This window comes from Thermomicrobium sp. 4228-Ro (genome assembly GCF_026241205.1).
Taxonomy (GTDB): Bacteria; Chloroflexota; Chloroflexia; order Thermomicrobiales; family Thermomicrobiaceae; genus Thermomicrobium.
The window spans coordinates 1,001,816-1,023,213 of the sequence record NZ_JAPFQM010000001.1 but is presented as its reverse complement, the minus strand read 5'-3'; the positions used below and the strand labels follow the sequence as shown (position 1 = coordinate 1,023,213).

The window sequence follows — 21,398 nt, the reverse complement described above, 5'->3', positions numbered from 1 at the left end:
TCGCGTCCCGGGGGCTCCGCCCTCGATGCTCGTTTCCCGGTCGCGATCCCGGTCAATCCTAACACTGGCCGGATCGCCTTCACCCGACGACCTCCCGGAAGACGCGGAGGAAGTTGAGGCCGAGGAGTTTCCGCAATTCCTCTTCGGTGAAGCCGGCCTGCGCGAGCGCGACCGTCAAGTTGGGCCAGTCGGCGAACGTCTCGTAGCCCTCGAGGCGGTATTCGGGCGTCAAGCGGTGCTCGGCCAGCCGGAAACCGGTCCAGTCGAACGCGCCGGGCAGCGCAGCAGGCATCTCCGGCGGATACTCGATGAGCGAACCGGTCCGCGAACTCGGCGGCCCCATCTTGTCCGTGCCGATGCCGACGTGGTCGATCCCGCAGACGTCGACGAGGTGCTCGACGTGCCGGACGAAATCGTCCAGCGTCGCTCGGGGTTGGCTACTGATGAATCCCGGCACCACCACGACGCCGAAATACCCACCTCGTTGGGCGACGGCACGAGCCAGCTCGTCCGACTTCGCCCGTGGGTGCCCGGAGAGCGCCTTCGCTGCCGAGTGCGAGACGACGACCGGTTGGGTGGAGACCGCGAGCGCGTCCCATCCGACCTGCTCGCTGCAGTGACTGATATCGACCAGGATCCGCAGCTCGTTCAAGCGCCGGACGACCTCGATGCCGAAGGTCGTCAACCCGCCCTGGTAGCGCTCCGTGCAGCCATCGCCGACCAGGTTCTGCAAGTTGTAGGTGAGCTGCACCATGCGCAGGCCGAGATTGTGGAACAGCTCGATCCGATCGAGGTCGTCGGCGAAGGCGAGCGTGTCCTGGAAATCGATGACGATCCCGTGCTTCCCCTCGCGGTGCGCCCGCTCGATATCGGCGGCTTCGCGAACGAGCAGCAGCTGGTCGGCGAGGATATCGACGATGGCGTGGGCCTGGGCGATCCGCCGCACCGCTTGCTCGAAGGCCTGGCTGATCGGCCCTGGTCCGGAAAAGGTCCCGCAGGCGACGGTGACCCCGGAACGGTTCCAGAGATCGAGATAGGCTGCCCTGGCGTCGGCGGACTCGCGCAGCTCGCGCACGACCAGCGCTTCGAGGACGGGCTGGACTTCGGCGCGGGTGCGACCGAGCCGGGCGTATTCCTGCACGAGCGCCCGCATGCGGGGCGTGAAGAGGGCACCGGTCGTGATCGGCGGTTGCTGGGAATCGATGACGAGCGCTTCGGCGTGCAGGGCACGGGCTTCCTCAGGGGTCAGGGTCGGTTTCCGCCGAGGCATCGCGGCCGTTCTCCTCTCGATCGCTGCGCTGCTCGGCGGCAGTGTACGAGGGGGCCGCTGGCCCAGCAAGCGCCGGGTCGTCCGTGCACCCGATCCTGGCGAGGACGTCCTGCCAGAGCGCTGCGACCTGGCGGCGGGTCTCTTCGATCGATCCGCTGTTGTCGATGACCCGGTCCGCTCGAGCGACTTTCTCCTCCTGGGGCGGCTGTGCCCGGATGCGCGTCAGTGCTTCTTCCTCGCTCAAACCGTTCCGTGCCATAAGTCTGGCCAGTTGTTGCTCCGGTCGGCAGGTGACGACCCAGACCTCATCGCAGTCGCGGGCGAGACTCGATTCGAACAATTTGATCGCGTCGATGACCACGACCGGTCGCCTGCTCTCGGCCACGCGCCGGCGGATCTCGGCCACGATGGCTGGGTGGGTGATCGCCTCCAGTCGTCGGAGCGCCTCGGGGTCCCGGAAAACGATCGCACCGAGCGCGCGCCGGTCGAGCGAACCGTCCGGCCGCAGGACCTCGGCACCGAACTCCTGGGCGATCGCAGCCAGGACAGGGCTGCCTGGTCCGGTCACCTCGCGTGCGACCTCGTCGGCATCGACCGTCTCGGCGCCGCATGCGGCCAGCTCGCGGACGACCAGCGACTTGCCGCACGCGATATTCCCGGTGATCCCGATCACGTACGGGCGTTTCCGCGTCACAGCTCTCCCCCGACCTGCAGTGCGGCGAGTTCGTCCTGCAGCCGTTCCCAGTGCGCGTAGGCCTGGTCGATCTCTGCCTGCAGCCGCTCGTAGGTGGCACCGAGCTCGGCGACAGCCTCGACGTCCTGGCGCGCGGTCGCCTCGTCGAGGTCGTCAGCGAGCTGGCGCAGTCGAGCCTCCAGTTCTTCGATCGCTCGCTCGGCCTGGGCCAGCTCGCGCTCGATCTGGCGTGGTGAGCGGGTACGCCGGGATGGGGCCGGTACCGTCTGGCGCTGGTGGGCCGGCCGCTCCTCGGGCAGCAGCGAGGACTGCCGTTGCGTCGCTCGCTGGTAGTCGCTGTAGTTCCCGAGCGAGACGGCGAGCCGCCCGTCCTCGATCGCCCAGACGGCAGTCGCGAGCCGGTCGATGAAATACCGGTCGTGCGAGACGAACACGATCGTCCCCGCGAAGTCGTCGAGGACCGTCTCGAGCGCTTCGCGGCTGGGAAGATCGAGGTGATTGGTCGGCTCGTCGAGGAGCAGCAGGTCGGCTCGTTCGAGCGTCAGCAGCGCGAGCGCCAGGCGACGGCGCTCACCGCCGCTGAGGGCACCGACTGGCTTGAAGACGTCGTCTCCCTCGAACAGGAAGTGCGCAGCGAACCGTCGGGCTTCCGCTTCGCTGAAGAGGTGGCGGCGCATCAGCGTTTCCAGGACCGTGCGCTCTTCGTCGAGTCGCGGTTCCTGCTCCAAGTAGGCCGGTTTGACGTTGTTGCCATAGCGCAGCGAACCCTCCAGCGGCGGAAGCTCCCCGACCAGGGTACGGAGCAAAGTGCTCTTGCCGACCCCGTTGGGACCGACGATCGCGATCCGATCACCCCGCTGGACAGCGAGCTCGGGTGTCCGGAAGAGGGGGCGACCGGGATAGCCGATCGTCAGCGGCGTGGTGGTCAGCACGGTGCGACTGCTGGACCTACTCGCCCGCAGCGTGAGCTGCAAGCGTTCCGCTTCGCGCGGTCGTTCGAGCCGTTCCAGCCGAGCCAGTTTCGTCGCACGGCCGCGTGCCTCGCGGGCCCGCTGCCCGGCGCGGTAGCGCTGGATGAAGGCTTCTTCCTTGCGGATATAGGCCTGCTGCGCTTCGTAGGCCGCCAGTCGTTCAGCGAACCGCTCGGCGCGCAGCTCCAGATACCGCGAGTAATTCCCCGGATACTCCTCCAGCCGCCCGAACGCCAGCTCCAGCGTGCGGCTGGTGACCTGGTCGAGGAAGTAGCGGTCGTGCGACACGACGAGTACCGCGCCGCGCCAGCGCTGGAGGAAGGTCTCGAGCCAGTCCAGGGCAGCGAGGTCGAGGTGATTGGTCGGCTCGTCGAGCAACAGGAGATCCGGATCGGCGAGCAAGGCACGGGCGAGCGCGAGGCGTGTCCGTTGCCCGCCGCTCAGCTGCTCGACCGGCCTGGCGAGCTGCTCCTCGCCGAACCCGATCCCGGCCAGGACCTGCCGTGCGCGGACCTCCAGGTCGTAGCCACCGGCGGCTTCGAAGCGGAGACTCACCCGTTCGTAGGCAGCGAGGAGCTGGGCTTGCTCCTCCGGATTCCGCGCTGCTGCCAGCTGCTCTGCCAGTGCTAAGAGCTGGCCTTCGAGAGCGCGGACCGGCGCGCATGCCTCCAGGGCTGCCTCGAGCACCGTACAACCGGGAGGAACCGATCCCTCTTGGGGGACGTAGCCGAGGCGGAGTCCGCGCTGGAGGACGATCCTCCCGTCATCGGGCGTTTCCTCTCCAGCGATGATGCGGAGCAGCGTGCTCTTGCCAGCGCCGTTCGGTCCGACCAGACCGACGCGCTCGCGTTCGAGCACCTGGAACCGCACGCCGGTGAACAGCGTGTGGGCTCCGTACGACTTGGCGACGTCCTCGACCGTGAGGATCGTTTCCGGCATGGATACGCTTTCCCTCGCTCGCGCCACTGGCTTGGCGCGTTTTCGAGTCGATAACTATACTCGTGTTCGTGTTGCCGATGGCCTGACAGCAAACTGCGTTCGGGGTCGAACCGGGGTGAAGACGACCGTATCCGGCATGAACTGTTCGGGCGCGATGGTGATCGGGCATGAGGGTACTGTCCTCGCGCTGCTGCCCGGTGTCTCGCGCCCTTCCCTGGTCCGCTGCGGAATGTCGTGACTGGTGCGTGGAGTCGTTGCGGTGTCACGCGCCGGCTCGAGCTGGTCACGATGGGGAAGCGCGATCGGTCGGTGGGAAACGCTCGTACACGGTGGTACGATGTTGAATTCCTGGGACCTTCGTAGTATCACTGGGCTGCCGCAAGAAGTCGGTTCGGATTCGAGTCGGCCGTGAGGAGTGCGCGCAGTGACCAAGGCGGAACGGCGCGGAAGGACCAAGCGGTCACGTGTTGCGATGACCGAGGTCAACGGGTCAGGTGACCTCCCTGTCGCTGCTGATGCGGCAACGATCCTCGCGGCTGCCCGGGGGCACGGTCGCCTGTCGTGCGAACAACTCCAGACCTTGGTCGACCTTGTAGGACCGGATGCTGCCGATACGGTCCTCGCTGAGCTGCTCGCCGAAGGGGTGGCGGTCCCGCTCGAGGACGGTCAGCCGCTCGACGGACAGGTCGCTGGTTGGGAAGGAGGGGAAGAACCCGACCCCGACCTGCTGGTCGAGGACCCGGTGCGGCTCTATCTCGCTGAGATCGGGCGCGTCCCCTTGCTCACGGCTGACCAGGAGGTGCAGCTCGGGCGTGCGGTCGAACTCGGCGAGTATCTCGCCGAATGCCGCCGTGTCGCTGGCGAGGATCCGGTCGCCCTGCTCCGGACGGTCTGGACGCGCTTCTCCGCTGGCTGGCCGGTCGTCGCCGAGTTCGCGGCGGCCGTCGGAGTCGAGCAGCGGTCCCGCAGCGTGTTGCTCGACCGTGTCGTGCCGCTCAGCGCGCACCCACCCACCGCCCTGCGTAGAGCGCTGGCTCATTTCGGGCAGCGTGCCGAAGAACTGGAAGATGCACTCCGGTGTCGCCGGCTCGAGTTCGCGCTCCTCCCGCTGCCGCTCCGCGACTGGATCGACCCGTGCGACCGGCTGCTACCACCCGAGCCACCCCTCGCCGAACTCGGCCTCTCTCCTGACGACCTCGCTGCGCACTGGCGGCGGATTCAGCAAGAGGGGGAGGAGGCCAGGCGCAAGTTGACCGAAGCGAACCTGCGCCTGGTGGTGAGCATCGCCAAGCGGTACGTCGGCCGGGGGTTGACGCTCCTCGACCTGATCCAGGAAGGAAACATCGGGCTCATCCGTGCAGTGGAAAAGTTCCAGACGCACAAGGGATTCAAGTTCTCGACCTACGCGACCTGGTGGATCCGCCAGTCGATCACCCGCGCGCTGGCCGACCAGGCGCGGACGATCCGGCTTCCGGTGCACCTCGTCGACACGCTCAACCGTCTCAGCCGCATCGCTCGCCAGCTGACGCAGCAACTCGGCCGCGAGCCGACGACCGCCGAGCTGGCCGCTGCCGCGAACCTCCCGATCGAACGTGTCCGCGAGCTCCTGCAAGCTGCCCAGGAGCCGGTCTCGCTGGAGATGCCGGTCGGCCAGGAGGACGAGAGCACCCTCGGCGAGTTCCTGGAAGACGAGCGGGCCGTCGCCCCGCTCGATGCTGCGGCGCTGTCGCTGCTGCGCGAGCACGTGCAGGCGCTGCTGGCGACGCTGAGCGAGCGGGAACGACGCGTGCTGGCGATGCGCTTCGGCCTCGAAGACGGCCAAACGTATACACTGGAAGAGGTCGGGCGAGCCTTCGGGGTCACCCGTGAGCGGGTGCGCCAGATCGAAGCGAAAGCTCTGCGGAAGTTGCGCCACCCGCTGCGTGCACGAGCGCTCCGCGACTTTCTCGAATGAGCACCAGCTGGTCGTCCACGACCGACCGGAACGCGACGCACCGGGCTCGCCCCGGTGGAGGGAACCATGTTCTACGACCTGGCGAAGATCTCCGTCAAAGCAGGCAACGGAGGCGACGGTGCCGTCAGCTTCCACCGCGAGAAGTACGTGCCGCGCGGTGGTCCCGACGGCGGCGACGGTGGCCGCGGTGGGAACGTCTATCTCCGGGTCGACCCGTCGCTCAACACGCTGCTCCCGTTCAGTTACCAGCAGCACTTCCGGGCGGAGAACGGGCAGCCCGGTCAGGGCAACCGGAAGAGCGGTCGCGACGGCGCCGACCTCTACATCGACGTCCCGCCTGGAACCGTCGTGATCGACGAAGCGACGGGCGAGGTGCTGGGTGACCTGGTCGAGCCGGGCGAGGTGCTGCTCGTGGCGCGCGGTGGACTGGGTGGGCGCGGCAACTGGCACTTCGCCACGCCGAGCCGGCAAGTACCGCGGTTCGCCGAGAAGGGCGAACCGGGCGAGGAGCGCTGGCTGCGGCTCGAGCTCAAGCTGCTGGCCGATGTCGGCCTCGTCGGCTTGCCCAACGCCGGCAAGTCGACGCTCCTGGCGGCGGTGAGCGCGGCGCGGCCGAAGATCGCCGACTACCCGTTCACGACGCTCGAACCGATGCTCGGCGTCGTGAGCGTACCCGGACGGGACGGTGGGTCGTTCGTGCTGGCTGACCTTCCCGGTCTCATCGCTGGTGCCTCGCGCGGGGCCGGGCTCGGGCACGAGTTCCTCCGGCACGTCGAGCGGACGCGCCTGCTCATCCACGTGCTCGACGGTTCCGGTGGGCCGGAGGGGCGTGACCCGCTGGAGGACTTCCACACGATCAACGCCGAGCTGGCGGCCTACTCAGCGGCGCTGGCGGGCAAGCCGCAGATCGTCGCCGTGAACAAGATGGACCTGCCGGAGGCGCAAGCCAACTGGCCGCGCCTGGCCGAGGCGCTCCGCGCGCTCGGTTACGCGGTGTACCCGATCTCGGCGGCGACCGGTCAAGGCGTCGGCGAGCTCGTCCTGGCCACCTGGCGCCGCCTCCGCGAGATCCCGAAGCCGGAACGGGTCGCGCCGCCGGTACGGACGCACCGCGTCTACACGCTCGACCGTTCGCAGGAACGGTGGGAAGCGGTCCGGCTGGCGCCGCACCGGTTCGCGCTCCGCGGCCCGAAGATCGAGCGGCTGACGCTGATGACCGATTTCTCCAACCCCGAGGCGGCCGAGCGCTACCAGCGCTTGCTGGCACGTTGGGGCATCTCGCGTCGGCTCAGTGCACTGGGCATCCAGCCGGGCGATATCGTCGAGGTGGCCGGTCGCGAGCTGGTCTGGGAGCCGGAGCTGGCCGAGGCCGAGCGGACACCGCCGCGCCGGCGCCGTCTGACCAAGCGCGAGCGGCTGCTCAAGCGGGCGGGTCTCCTCGAAGAACCGGAAGAAGAGATCGGGGAGCAGTGAGGGACGCTCAGCGGGTGGGGGCCGCCTCGCCGTCGGTGACGCGCCGGACGTCGTAGACGTCCTTGACCTGCTCGAGCTTCTGCAGGACGCGGCTGAGCTGCTGGACGCTGGCGACCTCCAGCGTCATGAGGATCGTCACGGTCCGGTCGTCGTGGACGTTGGTGAGGACCGACAGCGCGTTCAGTCCCTCGTCGGCGACGAGCGTCGTCACGTCGCGCAGGAGGCCGACGCGGTCCCAGGCTTCGATGCGGACCGTGACCGGATAGTGCTGGGGTGTCTCGCCCCAGCTGACCGGGATGATCCGCTCCGGCTCGCTCGTGTGCAGGACGTTCGGGCAGTCGGCCCGGTGCACGGTGATGCCGCGCCCGCGCGTGATGAAGCCGACGATCGGGTCACCGTAGACCGGCTTGCAGCAGTTGGCCAGCCGGGTGAGCAGGTCGCGCAGCCCGGTGACCTGCAGCGGCGGGGGTGCCGCCGGCGTGGCGGTCGCAGCGGCGCGCGCCTTCTGGTCCTCGTGCTCGGCGATGCGGGCAGCGAGCTGCTGGGGCGTGATCGCCCCGTACCCGATCGCGGCCAGGAAGTCCTCGAGCTTCTGGTAGCGCGGGAACAGCTTGAGGACCTCCTCCGGCTTCATGTCGATCCCCAACCGGCGGAGTTCCTGCTCGAGCAAGTGCCGGCCGTGGGCGATGTTCTCCTCGCGTTCCTGCTTGCGGAACCACTGCCGGATCTTCTCGCGGGCGGAGGCGGTCGTCACGTAGCCGTTGCTCGGGATGAGCCAGTCCCGGCTCGGGCCGGTGCGCGACTTGGAGGTGATGATCTGCACCACCTGCCCGTTCTGCAGCTTGTAGTTGAGCGGGACGATCTGCCCGTTCACCTTGGCGCCGATGCACTGGTGGCCGACCTCGGTATGGATGCGATAGGCGAAGTCGATCGGTGTGGCGCCGGCCGGGAGCTCGATCACGTCGCCTTTCGGCGTGAAGACGTAGATCATCTCCGGTAGGAGGTCCTGCTTGACCGAATCGACGAACTCCTGGGCGTCGAGCAACTCGTCGCGCCACTCGAGGATCTGGCGGAACCAGGCGATCTTCGCCTCGATCGAGCGGTCTCCGCTGTCGGCGCGCAGCTGTTCCTTGTAGCGCCAGTGGGCAGCGATGCCGTACTCGGCCTCCCGGTGCATCTCGTGCGTCCGGATCTGCACTTCCAGCGGGATACCACCGGGACCGATCACCGCCGTGTGCAGCGAGCGGTAGAGGTTTTCCTTCGGTGTCGCGATGTAGTCGTCGAACTCCCCGGGGATCGGGTGCCACATGCCGTGGATCACGCCGAGCGCTGCGTAGCAGTCCCGCTGCTCGTCGACGATCACCCGGATGCCGAGCACGTCGTAGATCTCGTCGAAGCTGCGCTGCTTCTGGCGCATCTTGCGGGCGATGGAGGCGATGTGCTTCTCGCGCCCGGTCACGACGGCCCGGATACCCGCTTCGGCCAGCGCCTGCTTGACCTGCGCGATCACCTGCTGGAGGTAGCGCTCGCGGTCGTGCCCGCGCGACTCGAGCGCCTTGGCGATCGCCTCGTAGGTCTGCGGCTCCAGGTACTTGAACGCCAGGTCCTCCAGCTCCGCCTTGAGGTGCCCGATGCCGAGGCGGTTGGCGAGCGGCGCGTAGATCTCCATCGTCTCGCGGGCGATGCGCCGCTGCTTTTCCGGCGGCAGGTGCTCGAGCGTCCGCATATTGTGGAGCCGGTCGGCCAGCTTGATCAGCACCACACCGACGTCTTCGGCCATCGCCAGGAGCATCTTGCGCAGGCTTTCGGCCTGGCGGACCTTCTCCCGCTCGAGGCTCAGCGGCTCGTCCTCCGGGCTCCAGCGGATCTTGCTCAGCTTGGTCACGCCATCGACCAGCCGGGCGACCCGCGGGCCGAAGGTCTCCTGCAATTGCTCGAGCGTGACGTCGGTGTCCTCCAGCACGTCGTGCAGGAGTGCGGCGGCGACCGTCTCCTGGTCGAGCTGCATATCGGCCAGGATGAGCGCGACGGCGAGCGGGTGGCACAGGTACGGTTCACCGGAGCGCCGGCGGGCACCAGCGTGGGCGGCGCGCGCGAACTCGTAGGCGCGGCGGATCAGGTCGAGGTCGGCGCCGGGCAGCCGCTTCTCGAGTTCGGGCGCCACCTCCTCCCAGGCCGGCGCGTCACCGACGACCGCCGGAACGCCCGCCTGCCGGATGGGCTCGTCCTGGTAACCGCTCTCGCGGGGTACGGGAGTGACCATCTTGCCTCGTTCGCTCGACCAGCGAGGTCCTGTCGGAGGGTGTGCTTTCTCTCTAATATGATACGAGCGGACGGTACCCTCGCGCAATCCGGAAAATCCTGCACCGCACGGATCAGCTGTTGCGGCAGCGGTACGCCTGCCGCCCGCGTCGTTCCGGTACACGAGCATGCCGGTCCGGCAAAAGCGTTCGCACCGGCGGAGCGTGCCGGGGGCGGCGTCGCTCGCGGCGGCCCGGTGGTACGATTGAGGCGCTTTCGTTCGGATAGCGATGCAGGCGGAGCGTGGACGATGCAGCAGACGAAGCGGATGCTCACACCTCGCGAAGCGTTGGACATCATCCTCGGGCAGGTCCAGCGTCTCCCGACCGAACGGGTCGGGCTCCTGGAGGCGGCCGGTCGCGTCCTCGCCGAGCCGGTCGTGGCGCCCGAGGACCACCCACCGTTCCCGGCAGCGACGATGGACGGCTTCGCGGTGGTCCACGACGATACCTCGCCGTGGCGGGAGATCATCGGTGAGCAGTTCGCGGGTCACGTCATCGACGTGACGGTCACCCCCGGTACGGCAGTGCGCATCACGACCGGCGCGCCGCTGCCGCCCGGTGCCGACGCGGTCGTCCCGGTCGAAGACGTCGAGCTGGTCGACGACCACGTGGTGATCCGCCGCGAGGACGTCCGGCCGGGCGAGAACGTGCGGCCGGTGGGCGTCGATATCCGCCGCGGCGAGCTGGTGATTCCTGCTGGCACGCTGCTCGGCCCGGCTGAGATCGGCCTGCTGGCGAGTCTCGGGATCGCCTCGGTGCCGGTCGCGCGCCGCCCGCGTGTTTCCGTCCTGAGCACGGGTGACGAGCTGGTCGAGCCGGACGCCCCGCTCGGTCCGGGGCAGATCCGCGACTCGAACCGCTTCATGCTGGTCGCCGCTGCGCGCCAGGCCGGTGCCGAGGTGGTCTGGTCCGGTCGCGGGCCGGACGACGTCGAGCAGCTCACCGCGCTCCTGCGCGAGCGGATCGCCGAGAGCGACGTCGTCGTCTCCTCGGGCGGTGTGTCGGTGGGCGAGCGGGACCTCATCAGCGCGGCGCTGCGGCGGCTCGGGACGGTGCACATCGAGCGGCTCTTCATGAAGCCTGGCAAGCCGTTCCACTTCGTGACGGCCGGCTCGACGCTCCTGTTCGGCCTGCCGGGGAACCCGGTCTCGGCGCTGGTCGGCTTCGAGCTCTTCGTGGCGACGGCCTTGCGGGCGATGACGGGCCAGCAGCCGGTCGAGCCGGAGCTCGTCACGGTCGTCCTCGAGCACGACATCGAGCCGGGCGACCGGATCGAGTACCAGCGGGCGGCCGTGCGCTGCGACGCCGACGGCGTGCTGCGGGCGCGCAACACCGGCCCCCAGGCCTCGGCGCGGCTCCTCTCGGCGGTCGGCGCCAACGCCTACCTCGTCGTCCCACCGCGGGCCGAACCGTACCGCGTGGGCGAGCGCCTGTCGGCGGTCCTGCGCGGCCCGGTACGCGGGCTCGCGGCCCGGTCGTGATCACTCCTCCGACGCAGGCGGGTCAGCGGCCGGCCGGGCGAACAGTTCCTGATAGAGCGCCTCGCTCCCGATCCAGACCTCGCCGTCCTCGTAGACTTCCTTCTTCCAGATCGGGGCGACCTGCTTGAGGCGCTCGATCGCGTAGCGGCAAGCCTCGAACGCTTCGGCCCGGTGGGCGCTAGCGACCGCGATGACGACGCTCGCCTCGCCGACCTCCAGCCGGCCGGTCCGGTGGTGGATGGCGACGCCGAGTACCGGCCAGCGCTGGGCGATCTCGCTGGCGATCTCCGCGAACGCTTCCTCGGCAGCCTCGGCGTAGGCCTCGTACTCGAGGGAGCGCACGCGCTTACCCCGGGCCTGCTCGCGCACGGTCCCGACGAAGGTGACGATCGCGCCCGCGCCGGGGTGCGCGACCAGGCGCTCGACCGCGCGCACGTCGAGCGGCTCCGGCCCGACGCGGAAGCGCTGGCTCCCCCCGGAGACCGGCGGGATGAGGGCGACCTCGTCGCCGTCGCGGAGCAGCTGGTCGGGGCGCGCGTAGCGCCGGTTGACCATGACCAGCAGCGAGCGGCGCAGCCGGTCGAGGACCGGCTGCTCGGCGATCAACTGCTCGCAGAGTTGCCCGACCGTCGTCCCCTCGGAGAGTTCCTGCTCCTCGCTGTCCCGGCCGAGGAGCTCGCGGACGACCGCGAAATAGCGGACGGTGACGCGCATGGGTGCCTTCACCTCTTCTCTCCCTGGTCACGGCGAGTCCGCCGCCGCGGCAGCGACAGCTGGGTGAGCAGGCTGAGCAGGAGGAACCCGACCCCGAACAATCCGATCACCGCGCTCGCCCCGTCGGTGAGCACTACGCCGAAGAGGCGCGTCAGGACGAGGTGACCGGCGATGAGACTCGCGCCGGGGACGAAAAAGAGGAGCCACAGACGGTCGGCACGCCTGCCCATCGCGACCCTCGCTGCCGGTATCGTCCTCGCCGCACCGCGAGCGGACGGCTCCGGATGCGGCAGCGCCAGGAGACACCACACCACCGGCGCACGGACCGGCACCCCCGGCAGGATTCGAACCTGCGACATGCGGCTTAGAAGGCCGCCGTTCTGTCCACTGAACTACGGGGGCATCGCGCACCGGCGCGCACCACGATGGTACCGCACGGCGCGGTTGCCCGGCAAACGCGCGCGTTGCGGCAGGGGTGGCTGCGTGGCGGGTGCGGGTGTCCACCCTGCGGTACGGTTCCCGGTCCTACCGGGCCGGACGGGTCACGCACGCGTGACCCGTCGGGTCGGGCACGCCCGACCCCTACGGAGCCGGCGGTGGCCGTCGGGGTGCCGGTGGACGATGCGCGGGCCACCGGCAGCGATCGGGCACCGCACATCCCCACGTCGGGGCGCGGCGTGCGTCGCCCGCGGGGACACCCCTCACCCCCGCCTCGCTCGCGCTCGGCACCCCCTCTCCCGCACGCCGCGGGAGAGGGGTCGAGGGTGAGGGGGCATTGTCGCGTGCGTCGCCCGTCCGCGCCGTCAGGCGCGGGAACCGGGGTCCGGTTTTCCGGGCCTCGCGGCCCGGCCGGGTCAGGCACGCCTGACCCCTACGGGGGTGACGGTGATCTCTGGGGGCCGGTGGACGATGCGGTGGCGACCGTTGTTGTTGTGTACCGGTGCGACACCCCTCACCCCCGGCTCGCTGGCGCTCGCCACCCCCTCTCCCGCACGCCGCGGGAGAGGGGGTCGGGGGTGAGGGGGGCATTGTCGCGTGCGTCGCCCGTCCGCGCCGTCAGGCGCGGGAACCGGGTCCGGTTTTCCGGGCCTCGCGGCCCGGCCGGGTCGGGCACGCCCGACGCCTACGGGGGTGACGGTGATCTCTGGGGGCCGGTGGACGATGCGGTGGCGACCGTTGTTGTTGTGTACCGGTGCGACACCCTCACCCCCGGCTCGCTGGCGCTCGCCACCCCTCTCCCGCACGCCGCGGGAGAGGGGTCGGGGGTGAGGGGGCATTGTCGCGTGCGTCGCCCATCCGCGCCGTCAGGCGCGGGACGGTGGCCACGGTTGCCGGTCCTGTCGGGCCGGACGGGTCAGGCACGCCTGACCCCTACGGGGGTGATGGTGATCTCGGGGTGGGGCTCGGCGATGGGCAGGCGACCGTTGACGATGCGTGTCGGCCACAGGGCACCCCTCACCCCCGGCTCGCTGGCGCTCGCCACCCCCTCTCCCGCACGGCGCGGGAGAGGGGGTCGGGGGCTCGGAAGGGTCGGGCACGCCCGACCCCTACAGGGGGACGGCGCCGGGCGGGCGGTGTCCGCTTTCGGGCCGGTCGCGCTGTGTCCTCCCGGTGGAGGCAGACGAGAGGAGGCGACGGATGACCGACCCGAAGATCCCCGAGCCGGCGCTCGACACGGCTGCCCCGAGCGCACCGGAGGCGGCCGAGCACCCCGAGCAGGCAGCGGCCCCGGACGTCCCGGCTCCAGCCGGGCCGGCGAGCGAACCGGCCCCACCGCTACCCGCGACGCCAGTGCCGCTCGACGCGCTGCGGGCGCTGGTGCTGCGCGCCTATCCCGAGGCGCTGCCGGAGCTGGTGAGCGGCGACACGCTGGAGGCGCTCGTGGCGAGCGCCGAGCGGGCGGTGGCCCTGCGGGCGCGCCTTTTGGCCGAGGCGCAGCGCGCCCTCCCGCCGGTCAGCGCCGGTGCGCCGCGGCACCTCGCCGAACCGGAGGCCGGGCGGCTCTCCCCCTTCGAGAAGATCGCCCGGGCGCTCGGGCGCGAGCGGAGCTGAGCCGTGGAAGTCGAACTGGCCGGCATCCCCCTGGTCGTCCTCCCCGGCAGCTACCGCCGCGAGAGCGACGGGCGCCGCCCGGCCGGGCCGGTGCGCGTCGCGGTGCGCAGCTTCGCCGGCGGCGGGCAGGCGCTCCAGCGGGCTGCCGACCGCTACTGGCGGTCGCTCGGTGCGCTCCCCGTCTGGGACGGCCAGGGGCTGCGCGCCGGGCCGGCACTGCGCCCGGTCGCCGCACCGGCCAACTGGCCGCTCGCCAGCCCAGCCTGGAGCGGCATCCTGGCACCCGAAGTGCACCTGGTCGCCGGCAACCGCCAGTGGCGCCTGGCCGGGACGGCCGGAAGCCCCTCCGCCGGGCTCAGCGAGGTGCGCACGCTGGCCGCCAGCGTGCTCGATGCCTGCCAGCTGGGGACGCGGCTCCTGCTCGCCCACGGCGCAGCCGCCCAGGTCTCGAGCGTCGACCTGGCCGCCGGCACCTACACGACCGGCTTTTATCAGAACACCGCCAGACTCATCGCCACCGACGGCCAGGCCGGGTATCTCGTCCCGACCGCGACCGGCCAAGACGACCGCTTGCTGCGCTACACCGCGGCGACCAGCGCGACGACACTCCAGCTCGACGCGCCGGTGCGGCGCCTGGCCAGCCACGCCGGTTCCGTCTGGGCGCTCACCCGCACCGCCCTGTGGCGGGTCAAGGGGACGACGGCCGAGCTCCTCTTCACCCACCCGCCGCTCCTGGCCGACGACGACGGCGCCTTCCTCACCGGGCACGGCACGGCGCTCTACACCTGGCTGGCCGGGCAGGTGCACCGCTGCGACACGACCGGCACGGTGCGCGGCTGGACACCGGTCGGCCCGGGCGGGCTGGCGACGCGCGGGGCAGCCAGTGCGGGCGGCTTCCTCTGGGTGGTGGTGCAGGAGGCGGCGAGCGGGCGCTGGCAGCTCTGGGCGACGCCGGGGCGGCTGGCCACGCTGCAGGGGCTGGCGCTCGACTGGGAGCGGGCCGAGCCCTGGTACCTGGTCGAGGAGTGGACGGACGCCGGTGCCGGTTGGCCGGTCGCGGTGGGCGGGCGGCATCCCGACCTCGACCTCTTCCTGGCCCGGGCGGGGGCGAGCGGGCTCCTGGCGCTGCAGGCGCAGCCGCGCCCGGGCTTTCCCGGCCTGCGGGCGAGCTTCCAGGTGACGAGCGGGCTCTGCACCGCCGTGCCGCAGGCGCGCGTCCCCTGGCTGGGGGCGGGCGCGGCGCTGGCCTGGCTGGAGGGCGGCGGCGCGCCGGTGACGGCCGAACTCGGCTGGAGCAGCGACGCCGGAGCCACCTGGAGCTGGGGTGCCGCGCGCAGCGTGGGCGGGGCCGCGAGCGGGTTCGTCGTCCTCGAGGAGCGGTTCCCGCTGCCGCTGGAGGCTGCGGCGCTGCAGGTGCAGGTCCGGGTGAGCGGCACGGGCGACTGGTCGCCGGCGGTGGTGGGCCTGTGGGGACTTGCCGCTGCGGGGGCGAGCGCGGGGGGCAGCGGCGCGAGCGAGGCGGTGTGGCTGCCGCGCCGGCGCTGGCGCTTCGCGGTGCAGCTGGGGCCGCTGCTCCCGCGCGACGACGGCGCGGTGGACGCGCGCGAGCCGGCCGCACTGGCCGGTCTCCTCTGGGACGCCTGGCGGAGCGGGACGCCGCTCGCCTTCCGCGACGTCGACGCCGCGCCGGGGACGACGCAGCTGGTGCAACTGGTGGCGCTGGAGGAGCGGCTGGGGGGCACCGCGCCGGGCGAGGCGCGGCGGCTCGAGCTGGAGCTGGTCGAGGTGGGGTGAGGGGGGTGGTTGCCCTCACCCCCTGGCCCCCTCTCCCGCGGCGGACAGCCCCCTCACCTTCGACCTCTCTCCCGCACGTCGCGGGAGAGGGGGTGGCGAGCGGAGCGAGCCGGGGGTGAGGGGTGTGCCGTCACGCGCGACGCACGCGTCGCCCCGACAGGGTCATGCGCGTGTGGTCGATCCAGGGCGGTCGCCGACGGCACGTCCACCGACGGGCAAGACCACCGCCATCCCCGCAGGGGTCACGCGTGCGTGACCCGTCGGGTCGGGCGTGGGTGACCCGGCTGGGCCGCGAGGCCCGGGAAACCGACCCCCGGTTCTTGCACCTCGCGGCGCGACACGCGAGGAGCCCCTCTCCCGCACGCCGCGGGAGAGGGGGTGGCGAGCGGAGCACGGGCGAGGGGTGTCCTCGCGGTGTCGGGAAGCGTGGAAGTTGCCATGACTTTGCCATTGTGGTACGGCAGGGTCGGTGAGTATGCCTGTGCTGGCGCGTTGCCCAGTGCGGGCTGTACCTTTACGGTCGAAGTCCATCGGTTCCGCACGGATCGAACTTAGCAGTTGCCCCCTGCTGAAGCGAGGCTAGCAGAGTCTACAGTGGAGCGGCGAACGAGGAAAGAACAAAACAGTTGTAGAGGGTCCTTTGGGGTCTGAGTCACGCTCCGCTTCTCGGTCTTTGAGTATCGAGCGAAGCGGCTTTTCGAGACCGATCAAGAGCTGTTTCGAGGGCCAGTCTCGCTGCACCGGCGGCCACCGCAAACGGATCTCAGGTGAGGGGATGGAGACAGATTCTACAGAGAGTTCCGTGGCGGGATAGGTATATCGACCGAAACAGCAGTAGAAGTGCGTGAGTTGGCAATAGGCGTCACGGATCCACGGGGTTACGAAGCCACAGCAGTGTATAGAAAACACACAGAAGGCGGAATGGCCCGGTACCAACAAAGGGTACCGGGCCAACTGGTTGGTGATTGGCTGCGTAGGCTAGTTGTCGTTGATAGTCACTGTCACGAGGGTACCGATTTGCACATCGACGCCGGGTGTATAGGCGTTGTTGCTGTCCACGTCCCAGTACACACTGATTGTGAAGGTGTCATCGTTAGTGCCGTCGTTGTTGATCCCGCACACATAGAGATCCCACGATGCTACGTGGTTGGATGAATCGAAAGAGGTCGACTTCGCTTGCACGTCCGTACCGTCACCGGATGCTGGGCAGGTCGCGAAAGAAGCGCTCGCCGTTGTGCCGCTCGGTGGGGAGCTATCGGTAATAACCGCCACCACGGGTAGACTGGGCGCGCTGCTGGCCGGACCGTTGAGCATGAGTGTCAGTGTCGCATCCTTGCCAGCTGGCTGGCCGGAGGGAGGACTGCCAACTCCCGGCACACAGTTGTCAGCGATCTGCCCTGACTCATCGCATGCACTGACCACGCTAACCGAGAGCGGGCTAGCAGGCGCCTGCAGGAAGTACAGGGTCAGTGTGCTGGAGGGGCCGTCGCATGTGCTATCCAGGTTCTGATCGACGCAAGCGAAAATGAACACCGAACCCCCGTCGGTTGAACCGTCGGTGAAGGAGATAGGTCCGATCGCTGCCACGCCCGATCCCGTGGTTTGCTGGGTGACTGGGCCCGCTAGTGAGACCGAATCTCCGCTCGACGGAGTAAGTACGAAGCGCACCCAACGACTCGCTGCTGGACTCCCGCCGAGAATGACCGTCGCTGTAACCATAAACTGGTTGTTGTTTAAGCTCCCGGCACCGTCAGGATCACCGTTGTAGAGGAATGTCGTGTGTGGCACTGAGGGTGAGCGAGTTCGTCGGCGTCGGCGTAGGCGTCGCCGTGGGTGTCGGCGTGGAGGTCGGCGTGGGCGTGGCGGTCGGGGTCGGCGTGGGTGTCGGCGTGGCGGTCGGGAGCGGTGTCGCCGTCGGCGTCGGCGTCGGGGCGGTCAGCATGGCCAGGATCTCGCGGCCCAGGTGGCCCTGCAGCACGTCGAACCGCTGCGGGATCTCGCCCGGGTGCCACTCGAAGCGGGCCCGCTCGAACCACTGGGTGACCACGCCGTTATGCCCCTCGTGGCCCAGTTCGGGGGCGAAGTACTCCTCGGTCAAGGGGTAGCCGAACATGAGGAGCCCACCGTAGGTCTCCCAGTACTGGCGGAAGCCGCCGCAGAGGTTGTGCTGCGTCTCCGGGAAGTAGATGCAGCCCGGCTTGGGCGTCGCTGGGGCGACCGCCCAGTCGGGCGGCGCCTCGGGCATGCGGTGGCCGGCGCCGACCCACTGCTGGGCGAGCACGGGGAGCGTCAGGCCGACGACGAGCGCCAGCGCCGCCAGGAGGCCAGCCCAGCGCAGCGGGACCGGGCGGCCCGTCCGGCGCCAGAGCGCCCGGGGCGTCAGGCTCCGCAACAGTCGTAACGGTCGAAGGGAACTCATCCCTCACCTCCTCGGTGTCCTGGCAACACGACGCACCGACCGTCCTCCGTGGTCGCGCTGCCGCGTCCGTCTGCACCCTGTATAGCGGTTCAGGCGCACCCTGTCAACCCTGCGTACGGTCGCACCTCCTTCCCTCTCCGATCGGGGCCGACGTACCGGCAGGCGGAGCCGTGCGGCCGTCCGGCTCTCATGAGTGAGAACGAACGACCCCCGCGGACGGTTTCAGGGGAGGGGGTGTCCTGCGGGCGCGGCGCGGTCGGAGCCTCCCGACCCCTCTCCCGCGCGGTGCGGGAGAGGGGTGCCCGAACGTCCCGTAGGGGGCACGCGTGCGTGACCCCATGAGCCCCCTCACCCTCGACCCCTCTCCCGCACGGTGCGGGAGAGGGGTGCCGAGCGCGAGCAAGGCGGGGGTGAGGGGTGTCGTACCGGTACACAACAACAACGGTCGCCTGCCGGTCGCCCACCGGCCCCTGATCGACCGGCGTCGTCCGTGTAGGGGTCACGCGTGCGTGACCCGGCCGGGCCGTCAGGCCCGGGAAACCGAACCCCGGTTCCCGCGCCTGCGGCGCGGCACGCGACAATGCCCCCTGGCCTCCTCTCCCGCACGCCGCGGAGAGGGGTGCCGCGCGAGCGGCGGGGGTGAGGGGTGTCCCCGCGGGCGCCGCAGGCGCCGCCCCGACAGGGTCATGCGCCCGGGGTGCCGCGCGCGAGCGCAGCGGAGGGCAAGGGGTGCCCGCGGGCACCGCACGCCCCAGGCCGACGAGACCGTTCCGAGAGGAGGACGACCATGCCCGAGGAACTCCTGGTCACCGGCGTCCTGCCGCGGGTCGACCCCGACCGCTTCGCGGCCGTCCTGGCCGCGGCCGGTTCACCGGCGGCGCCGGAAGCGCGCGCCTGCTGGGCGGCGGTGGCGGCCGAGGGAGTCGACCCCCTCTTCGCCCTGGCCGTCTTCTGGCACGAGTCCCGCTGCGGCACCGCCGGGGTGGTCGCGGCGCACGACCTGCGCAACCCGGGCGCCACCCGTACCAGCCGCACCGGCGTGGGGCAACCGGTCGCCGTGCCGGGGCGGGGCCAGTTCTGGCGCTACCCCACCTGGACGCAGGGGTTCCGGGACCTCGCGCGCCGCCTGGTCGACCCGGACTTCGTCTACCGCCGCCAGGGGGCGGCGACCGTCGAGCGGATCGTCCCGCTCTGGGCCCCGGCCAGCGACGGGAACGACCCGGCCGCGTACGCGGCAGCCGTGCGCGCCTTCATCGCCCAGCACGCTAGCGACCCGGTGCCGGGGCTATCGCTGCGCCTCGCGCTCCTGCCGCCGGGCGCGCCCAACCGGCCCGGCTACCCGCTGCGACCGGGCTGGGTCACCGCGCACGAGACGGCCAACGAGAACCCGGGAGCCGACGCCGAGGCGCACCGGCGTTTCGTCCACGCCGGGGGCGGGCCGGAGGGAGTGAGCTTCCACTTCGTCGTCGACGACCGCGAGGCGGTGCAGCTCCTCCCGACCACCGAGAACGGCTGGCACGCCGGGGACGGCGTCAACGGAACCGGCAACCGGGCCTCGATCGGGATCGAGCTCTGCGTGAACCGCGACGGCGACTGGTCGCGCACCCAGGAGCACGGGGCGCGCCTGGTGGCGGCGCTCTGCCGGGCCTTCGGGCTCGGGCCGGAGCGGGTGGTGCCCCACCAGCACTGGAGCGGCAAGACCTGCCCGCGCCGCCTGCTGGCCCAGGGGTTCGATGCCTTCCGCGCGCGGGTGGGGCAGCTCCTCGACGGGGCGGGGCGCTTCTTCCCGGAGACCGGGCAGTGGGTACGCGGCGACTTCCTCACCTATTGGGAAGGGCGCGGCGGGCTGGAACTCTTCGGCTACCCGTTGACCGGCGAGCGGCGCGAGGCCTGCGAGGACGGGCACGCGCACTGGGTGCAGTGGTTCGAGCGCGCCTGCTTCGAGCGCCACGAGGAACTGCCGCCGGGCCGGCAGGTGCTGCTGCGGCGGCTGGGCGCGCTCGCGCTGGCGCGGGAGGAGGGGGAGCGGTGAGCGGGCGCACGAGAGGCCGGTCGCGGGCCAGCGGGCGCGGGCGGCAGCGGCGCGACCCACCGGCCGAGCGGGAGGTGCCGCCGGAGCGGGCGGCGCTGGCCGAGCGGATTCTGGCGCTGCTGCGGGCCGATGGGGCGGCGGGGGACCTCGGGCGGGAGATCGAGGCGCTGCGCCAGGTGCTGGGCGAGGTGCTGCTGGCCGAGCCCGACCCGCGCGAGCTGGTGCGCCACGTGGCGCGGCTGGTCGAGGTGGAGGTACGGGCGCTGCGGGCGCAGCGCCTGCTGGCCGGGACGAAGGGGGACGACCTGGCGGGGCTGCTGGCCCAGCTGGCGAGCGAGCTGGGCCTCGGCGACGCCGACGAGGCGGGGTGAGAGGACGGTGCCCCCTCACCCCGTCCCCCTCTCCCGCACGGCGCGGGAGAGGGGTGCCGAGCGGAGCGAGGCGGGGGTGAGGGGATGGTGTGCGGGCGCGGACGCCGCGTCCCGACGGGGAAAACGGGCGACGCACGCGTCGCCCCGACCGGGTGAGGCAGGCCGGGGGTGCCGCGTCCAGGTGTGGGGTGTCCTGCGCGCGCGGCGCCCCTTGACACGGCCGCGCTCCACCTCTACAATGCGAACATCTGTGCGGAACGTTCGTTGTACCGGGAAGGGGTCGGCGGTGGCGGACGAGCAGCGGGGCCGGAGCGGGTGGCAGGACGGTCGGCAGCGGGCGCGGCGGGCGGGGTCGCTCCCGCTCGCATTCGACGCGGTGACCGAAGGGTACCTGGACGGGCTGGCGCGCCTGGCCCGCCACGACCCGGCTGCCCGCAACGCCCTCTACCGGCGGTTCGAGCCGTTCTGCGAGCGGGTGGCGGGCCGGCTGGCCGCGCGCCACTGGGTGCGGCTGGCCGAGCTGGACGACGTGCGGCACGAGGGGTTCCTCGTCTTCTGCGAGCTGGTCGCGGGCTGGCCGGAGCGCGGCAGCTTCGCCGGGTACGTCTTCGCCCACTTCGCGCCGCGCCTCGCGGCGGCGCTGCGGCGCTTCGAGGGGGCACGCTCCTCCCAGCGTGCCCACCCGTCCGGCAGCCGGTCAGCGCGTCCCGCGTCCGTCGCGGCCGAGGAGCTGGGGCGCTGCGAGCTCGTCGCCGGGCTCGACCCGACCGACCGGGCGCTGGTCGAGCTGCTGGCCGCCGGGTACCGGCCGGGCGAGGCGGCGGCCCGCCTGGGGGTGACGCCGCGCACGGTGCGCCGCTGGCTCGGTCGCCTGCGCGCCACGCTGGCGCTGTAGGGGCGCGGCGGGGCGTGCCGGTACACCGCACCGCGG

15 protein-coding genes, 1 tRNA gene and 2 pseudogenes are annotated in these 21,398 nt (G+C 71.1%); 9 read left to right on the top strand and 9 right to left on the bottom strand.

Features of this window, described 5'->3' with window-relative positions; genetic code table 11:
- Window positions 1-79: 79 nt before the first annotated feature.
- The 3 genes from OO015_RS05005 to OO015_RS04995 are packed head-to-tail and all read right to left on the bottom strand — an operon-like array spanning window position 80 to window position 3,874.
- Complete coding sequence (locus OO015_RS05005) at window positions 80-1,270, bottom strand: dipeptidase (protein ID WP_265940132.1); 1,191 nt, start codon at window positions 1,268-1,270, stop codon at window positions 80-82.
- The gene (gene coaE, locus OO015_RS05000) at window positions 1,239-1,964 is read right to left on the bottom strand and encodes a dephospho-CoA kinase (RefSeq protein ID WP_265940131.1); all 726 of its coding nucleotides are present in this window, start codon (window positions 1,962-1,964) and stop codon (window positions 1,239-1,241) included. Before coaE ends, OO015_RS05005 begins: the two co-directional genes overlap by 32 nt.
- Window positions 1,961-3,874: an ABC-F family ATP-binding cassette domain-containing protein gene (locus OO015_RS04995; protein ID WP_265940130.1), complete on the bottom strand. Its 1,914-nt coding sequence runs from the start codon at window positions 3,872-3,874 to the stop codon at window positions 1,961-1,963. Before OO015_RS04995 ends, coaE begins: the two co-directional genes overlap by 4 nt.
- A gap of 472 nt (window positions 3,875-4,346) precedes the next feature.
- Here OO015_RS04995 and OO015_RS14175 point away from each other — a divergent pair.
- The 3 genes and pseudogenes from OO015_RS14175 to obgE form a co-directional block, all read left to right on the top strand.
- Window positions 4,347-4,697, top strand: a pseudogene (locus OO015_RS14175) (sigma-70 factor domain-containing protein); the annotation flags it as partial.
- A gap of 342 nt (window positions 4,698-5,039) precedes the next feature.
- Window positions 5,040-5,828, top strand: a pseudogene (rpoD, locus tag OO015_RS14170) (RNA polymerase sigma factor RpoD); the annotation flags it as partial.
- A gap of 66 nt (window positions 5,829-5,894) precedes the next feature.
- The gene (gene obgE, locus OO015_RS04980) at window positions 5,895-7,301 is read left to right on the top strand and encodes a GTPase ObgE (RefSeq protein WP_265940129.1); all 1,407 of its coding nucleotides are present in this window, start codon (window positions 5,895-5,897) and stop codon (window positions 7,299-7,301) included.
- Between the two features lie 7 nt (window positions 7,302-7,308).
- On the opposite strand, the gene OO015_RS04975 is transcribed toward obgE, so the two are convergent.
- Window positions 7,309-9,564: a RelA/SpoT family protein gene (locus tag OO015_RS04975; RefSeq protein WP_265940128.1), complete on the bottom strand. Its 2,256-nt coding sequence runs from the start codon at window positions 9,562-9,564 to the stop codon at window positions 7,309-7,311.
- A 288-nt stretch (window positions 9,565-9,852) separates the two neighbouring features.
- Between OO015_RS04975 and glp the strand changes: the two genes are divergently transcribed.
- Complete coding sequence (gene glp / locus OO015_RS04970) at window positions 9,853-11,085, top strand: gephyrin-like molybdotransferase Glp (protein WP_265940127.1); 1,233 nt, start codon at window positions 9,853-9,855, stop codon at window positions 11,083-11,085.
- Here the strand turns inward: glp and moaD are convergent, their stop codons facing one another.
- The 3 genes from moaD to OO015_RS04955 form a co-directional block, all read right to left on the bottom strand.
- The gene (gene moaD / locus OO015_RS04965; RefSeq protein WP_416236589.1) at window positions 11,086-11,799 is read right to left on the bottom strand and encodes a molybdopterin converting factor subunit 1; all 714 of its coding nucleotides are present in this window, start codon (window positions 11,797-11,799) and stop codon (window positions 11,086-11,088) included.
- A gap of 8 nt (window positions 11,800-11,807) precedes the next feature.
- A complete protein-coding gene (locus OO015_RS04960) occupies window positions 11,808-12,029 on the bottom strand; it encodes a hypothetical protein (RefSeq protein WP_265940125.1) in 222 nt (73 codons plus the stop codon).
- Between the two features lie 99 nt (window positions 12,030-12,128).
- Window positions 12,129-12,201, bottom strand: a tRNA-Arg gene (locus OO015_RS04955).
- Between the two features lie 1,236 nt (window positions 12,202-13,437).
- On the opposite strand from OO015_RS04955, the gene OO015_RS04950 reads away from it, so the two are divergent.
- Together OO015_RS04950 and OO015_RS04945 are read left to right on the top strand one after the other, a co-directional pair.
- Entirely contained in the window at window positions 13,438-13,851 is a 414-nt protein-coding gene (locus OO015_RS04950; RefSeq protein ID WP_265940124.1) for a hypothetical protein, read from the top strand.
- A gap of 3 nt (window positions 13,852-13,854) precedes the next feature.
- Window positions 13,855-15,645 carry a hypothetical protein gene (locus tag OO015_RS04945; RefSeq protein ID WP_265940123.1) on the top strand — a complete coding sequence of 597 codons (1,791 nt, stop codon included), beginning with the start codon at window positions 13,855-13,857 and terminating at the stop codon, window positions 15,643-15,645.
- 978 nt (window positions 15,646-16,623) lie between these two features.
- On the opposite strand, the gene OO015_RS04940 is transcribed toward OO015_RS04945, so the two are convergent.
- Window positions 16,624-17,232 carry a hypothetical protein gene (locus tag OO015_RS04940; protein ID WP_265940122.1) on the bottom strand — a complete coding sequence of 203 codons (609 nt, stop codon included), beginning with the start codon at window positions 17,230-17,232 and terminating at the stop codon, window positions 16,624-16,626.
- A 169-nt stretch (window positions 17,233-17,401) separates the two neighbouring features.
- Complete coding sequence (locus tag OO015_RS04935; RefSeq protein ID WP_265940121.1) at window positions 17,402-18,064, bottom strand: hypothetical protein; 663 nt, start codon at window positions 18,062-18,064, stop codon at window positions 17,402-17,404.
- A gap of 787 nt (window positions 18,065-18,851) precedes the next feature.
- On the opposite strand from OO015_RS04935, the gene OO015_RS04930 reads away from it, so the two are divergent.
- The 3 genes from OO015_RS04930 to OO015_RS04920 all read left to right on the top strand — a co-directional run bounded on the left by OO015_RS04930 (window position 18,852) and on the right by OO015_RS04920 (window position 21,362).
- Window positions 18,852-20,096, top strand: a complete 1,245-nt coding sequence (locus tag OO015_RS04930; protein WP_265940120.1) for an N-acetylmuramoyl-L-alanine amidase family protein — start codon at window positions 18,852-18,854, stop codon at window positions 20,094-20,096.
- A complete protein-coding gene (locus OO015_RS04925; RefSeq protein WP_265940119.1) occupies window positions 20,093-20,467 on the top strand; it encodes a hypothetical protein in 375 nt (124 codons plus the stop codon). Before OO015_RS04930 ends, OO015_RS04925 begins: the two co-directional genes overlap by 4 nt.
- 250 nt (window positions 20,468-20,717) lie before the next feature.
- Complete coding sequence (locus OO015_RS04920) at window positions 20,718-21,362, top strand: RNA polymerase sigma factor (protein ID WP_265940118.1); 645 nt, start codon at window positions 20,718-20,720, stop codon at window positions 21,360-21,362.
- Window positions 21,363-21,398 lie beyond the last annotated feature (36 nt).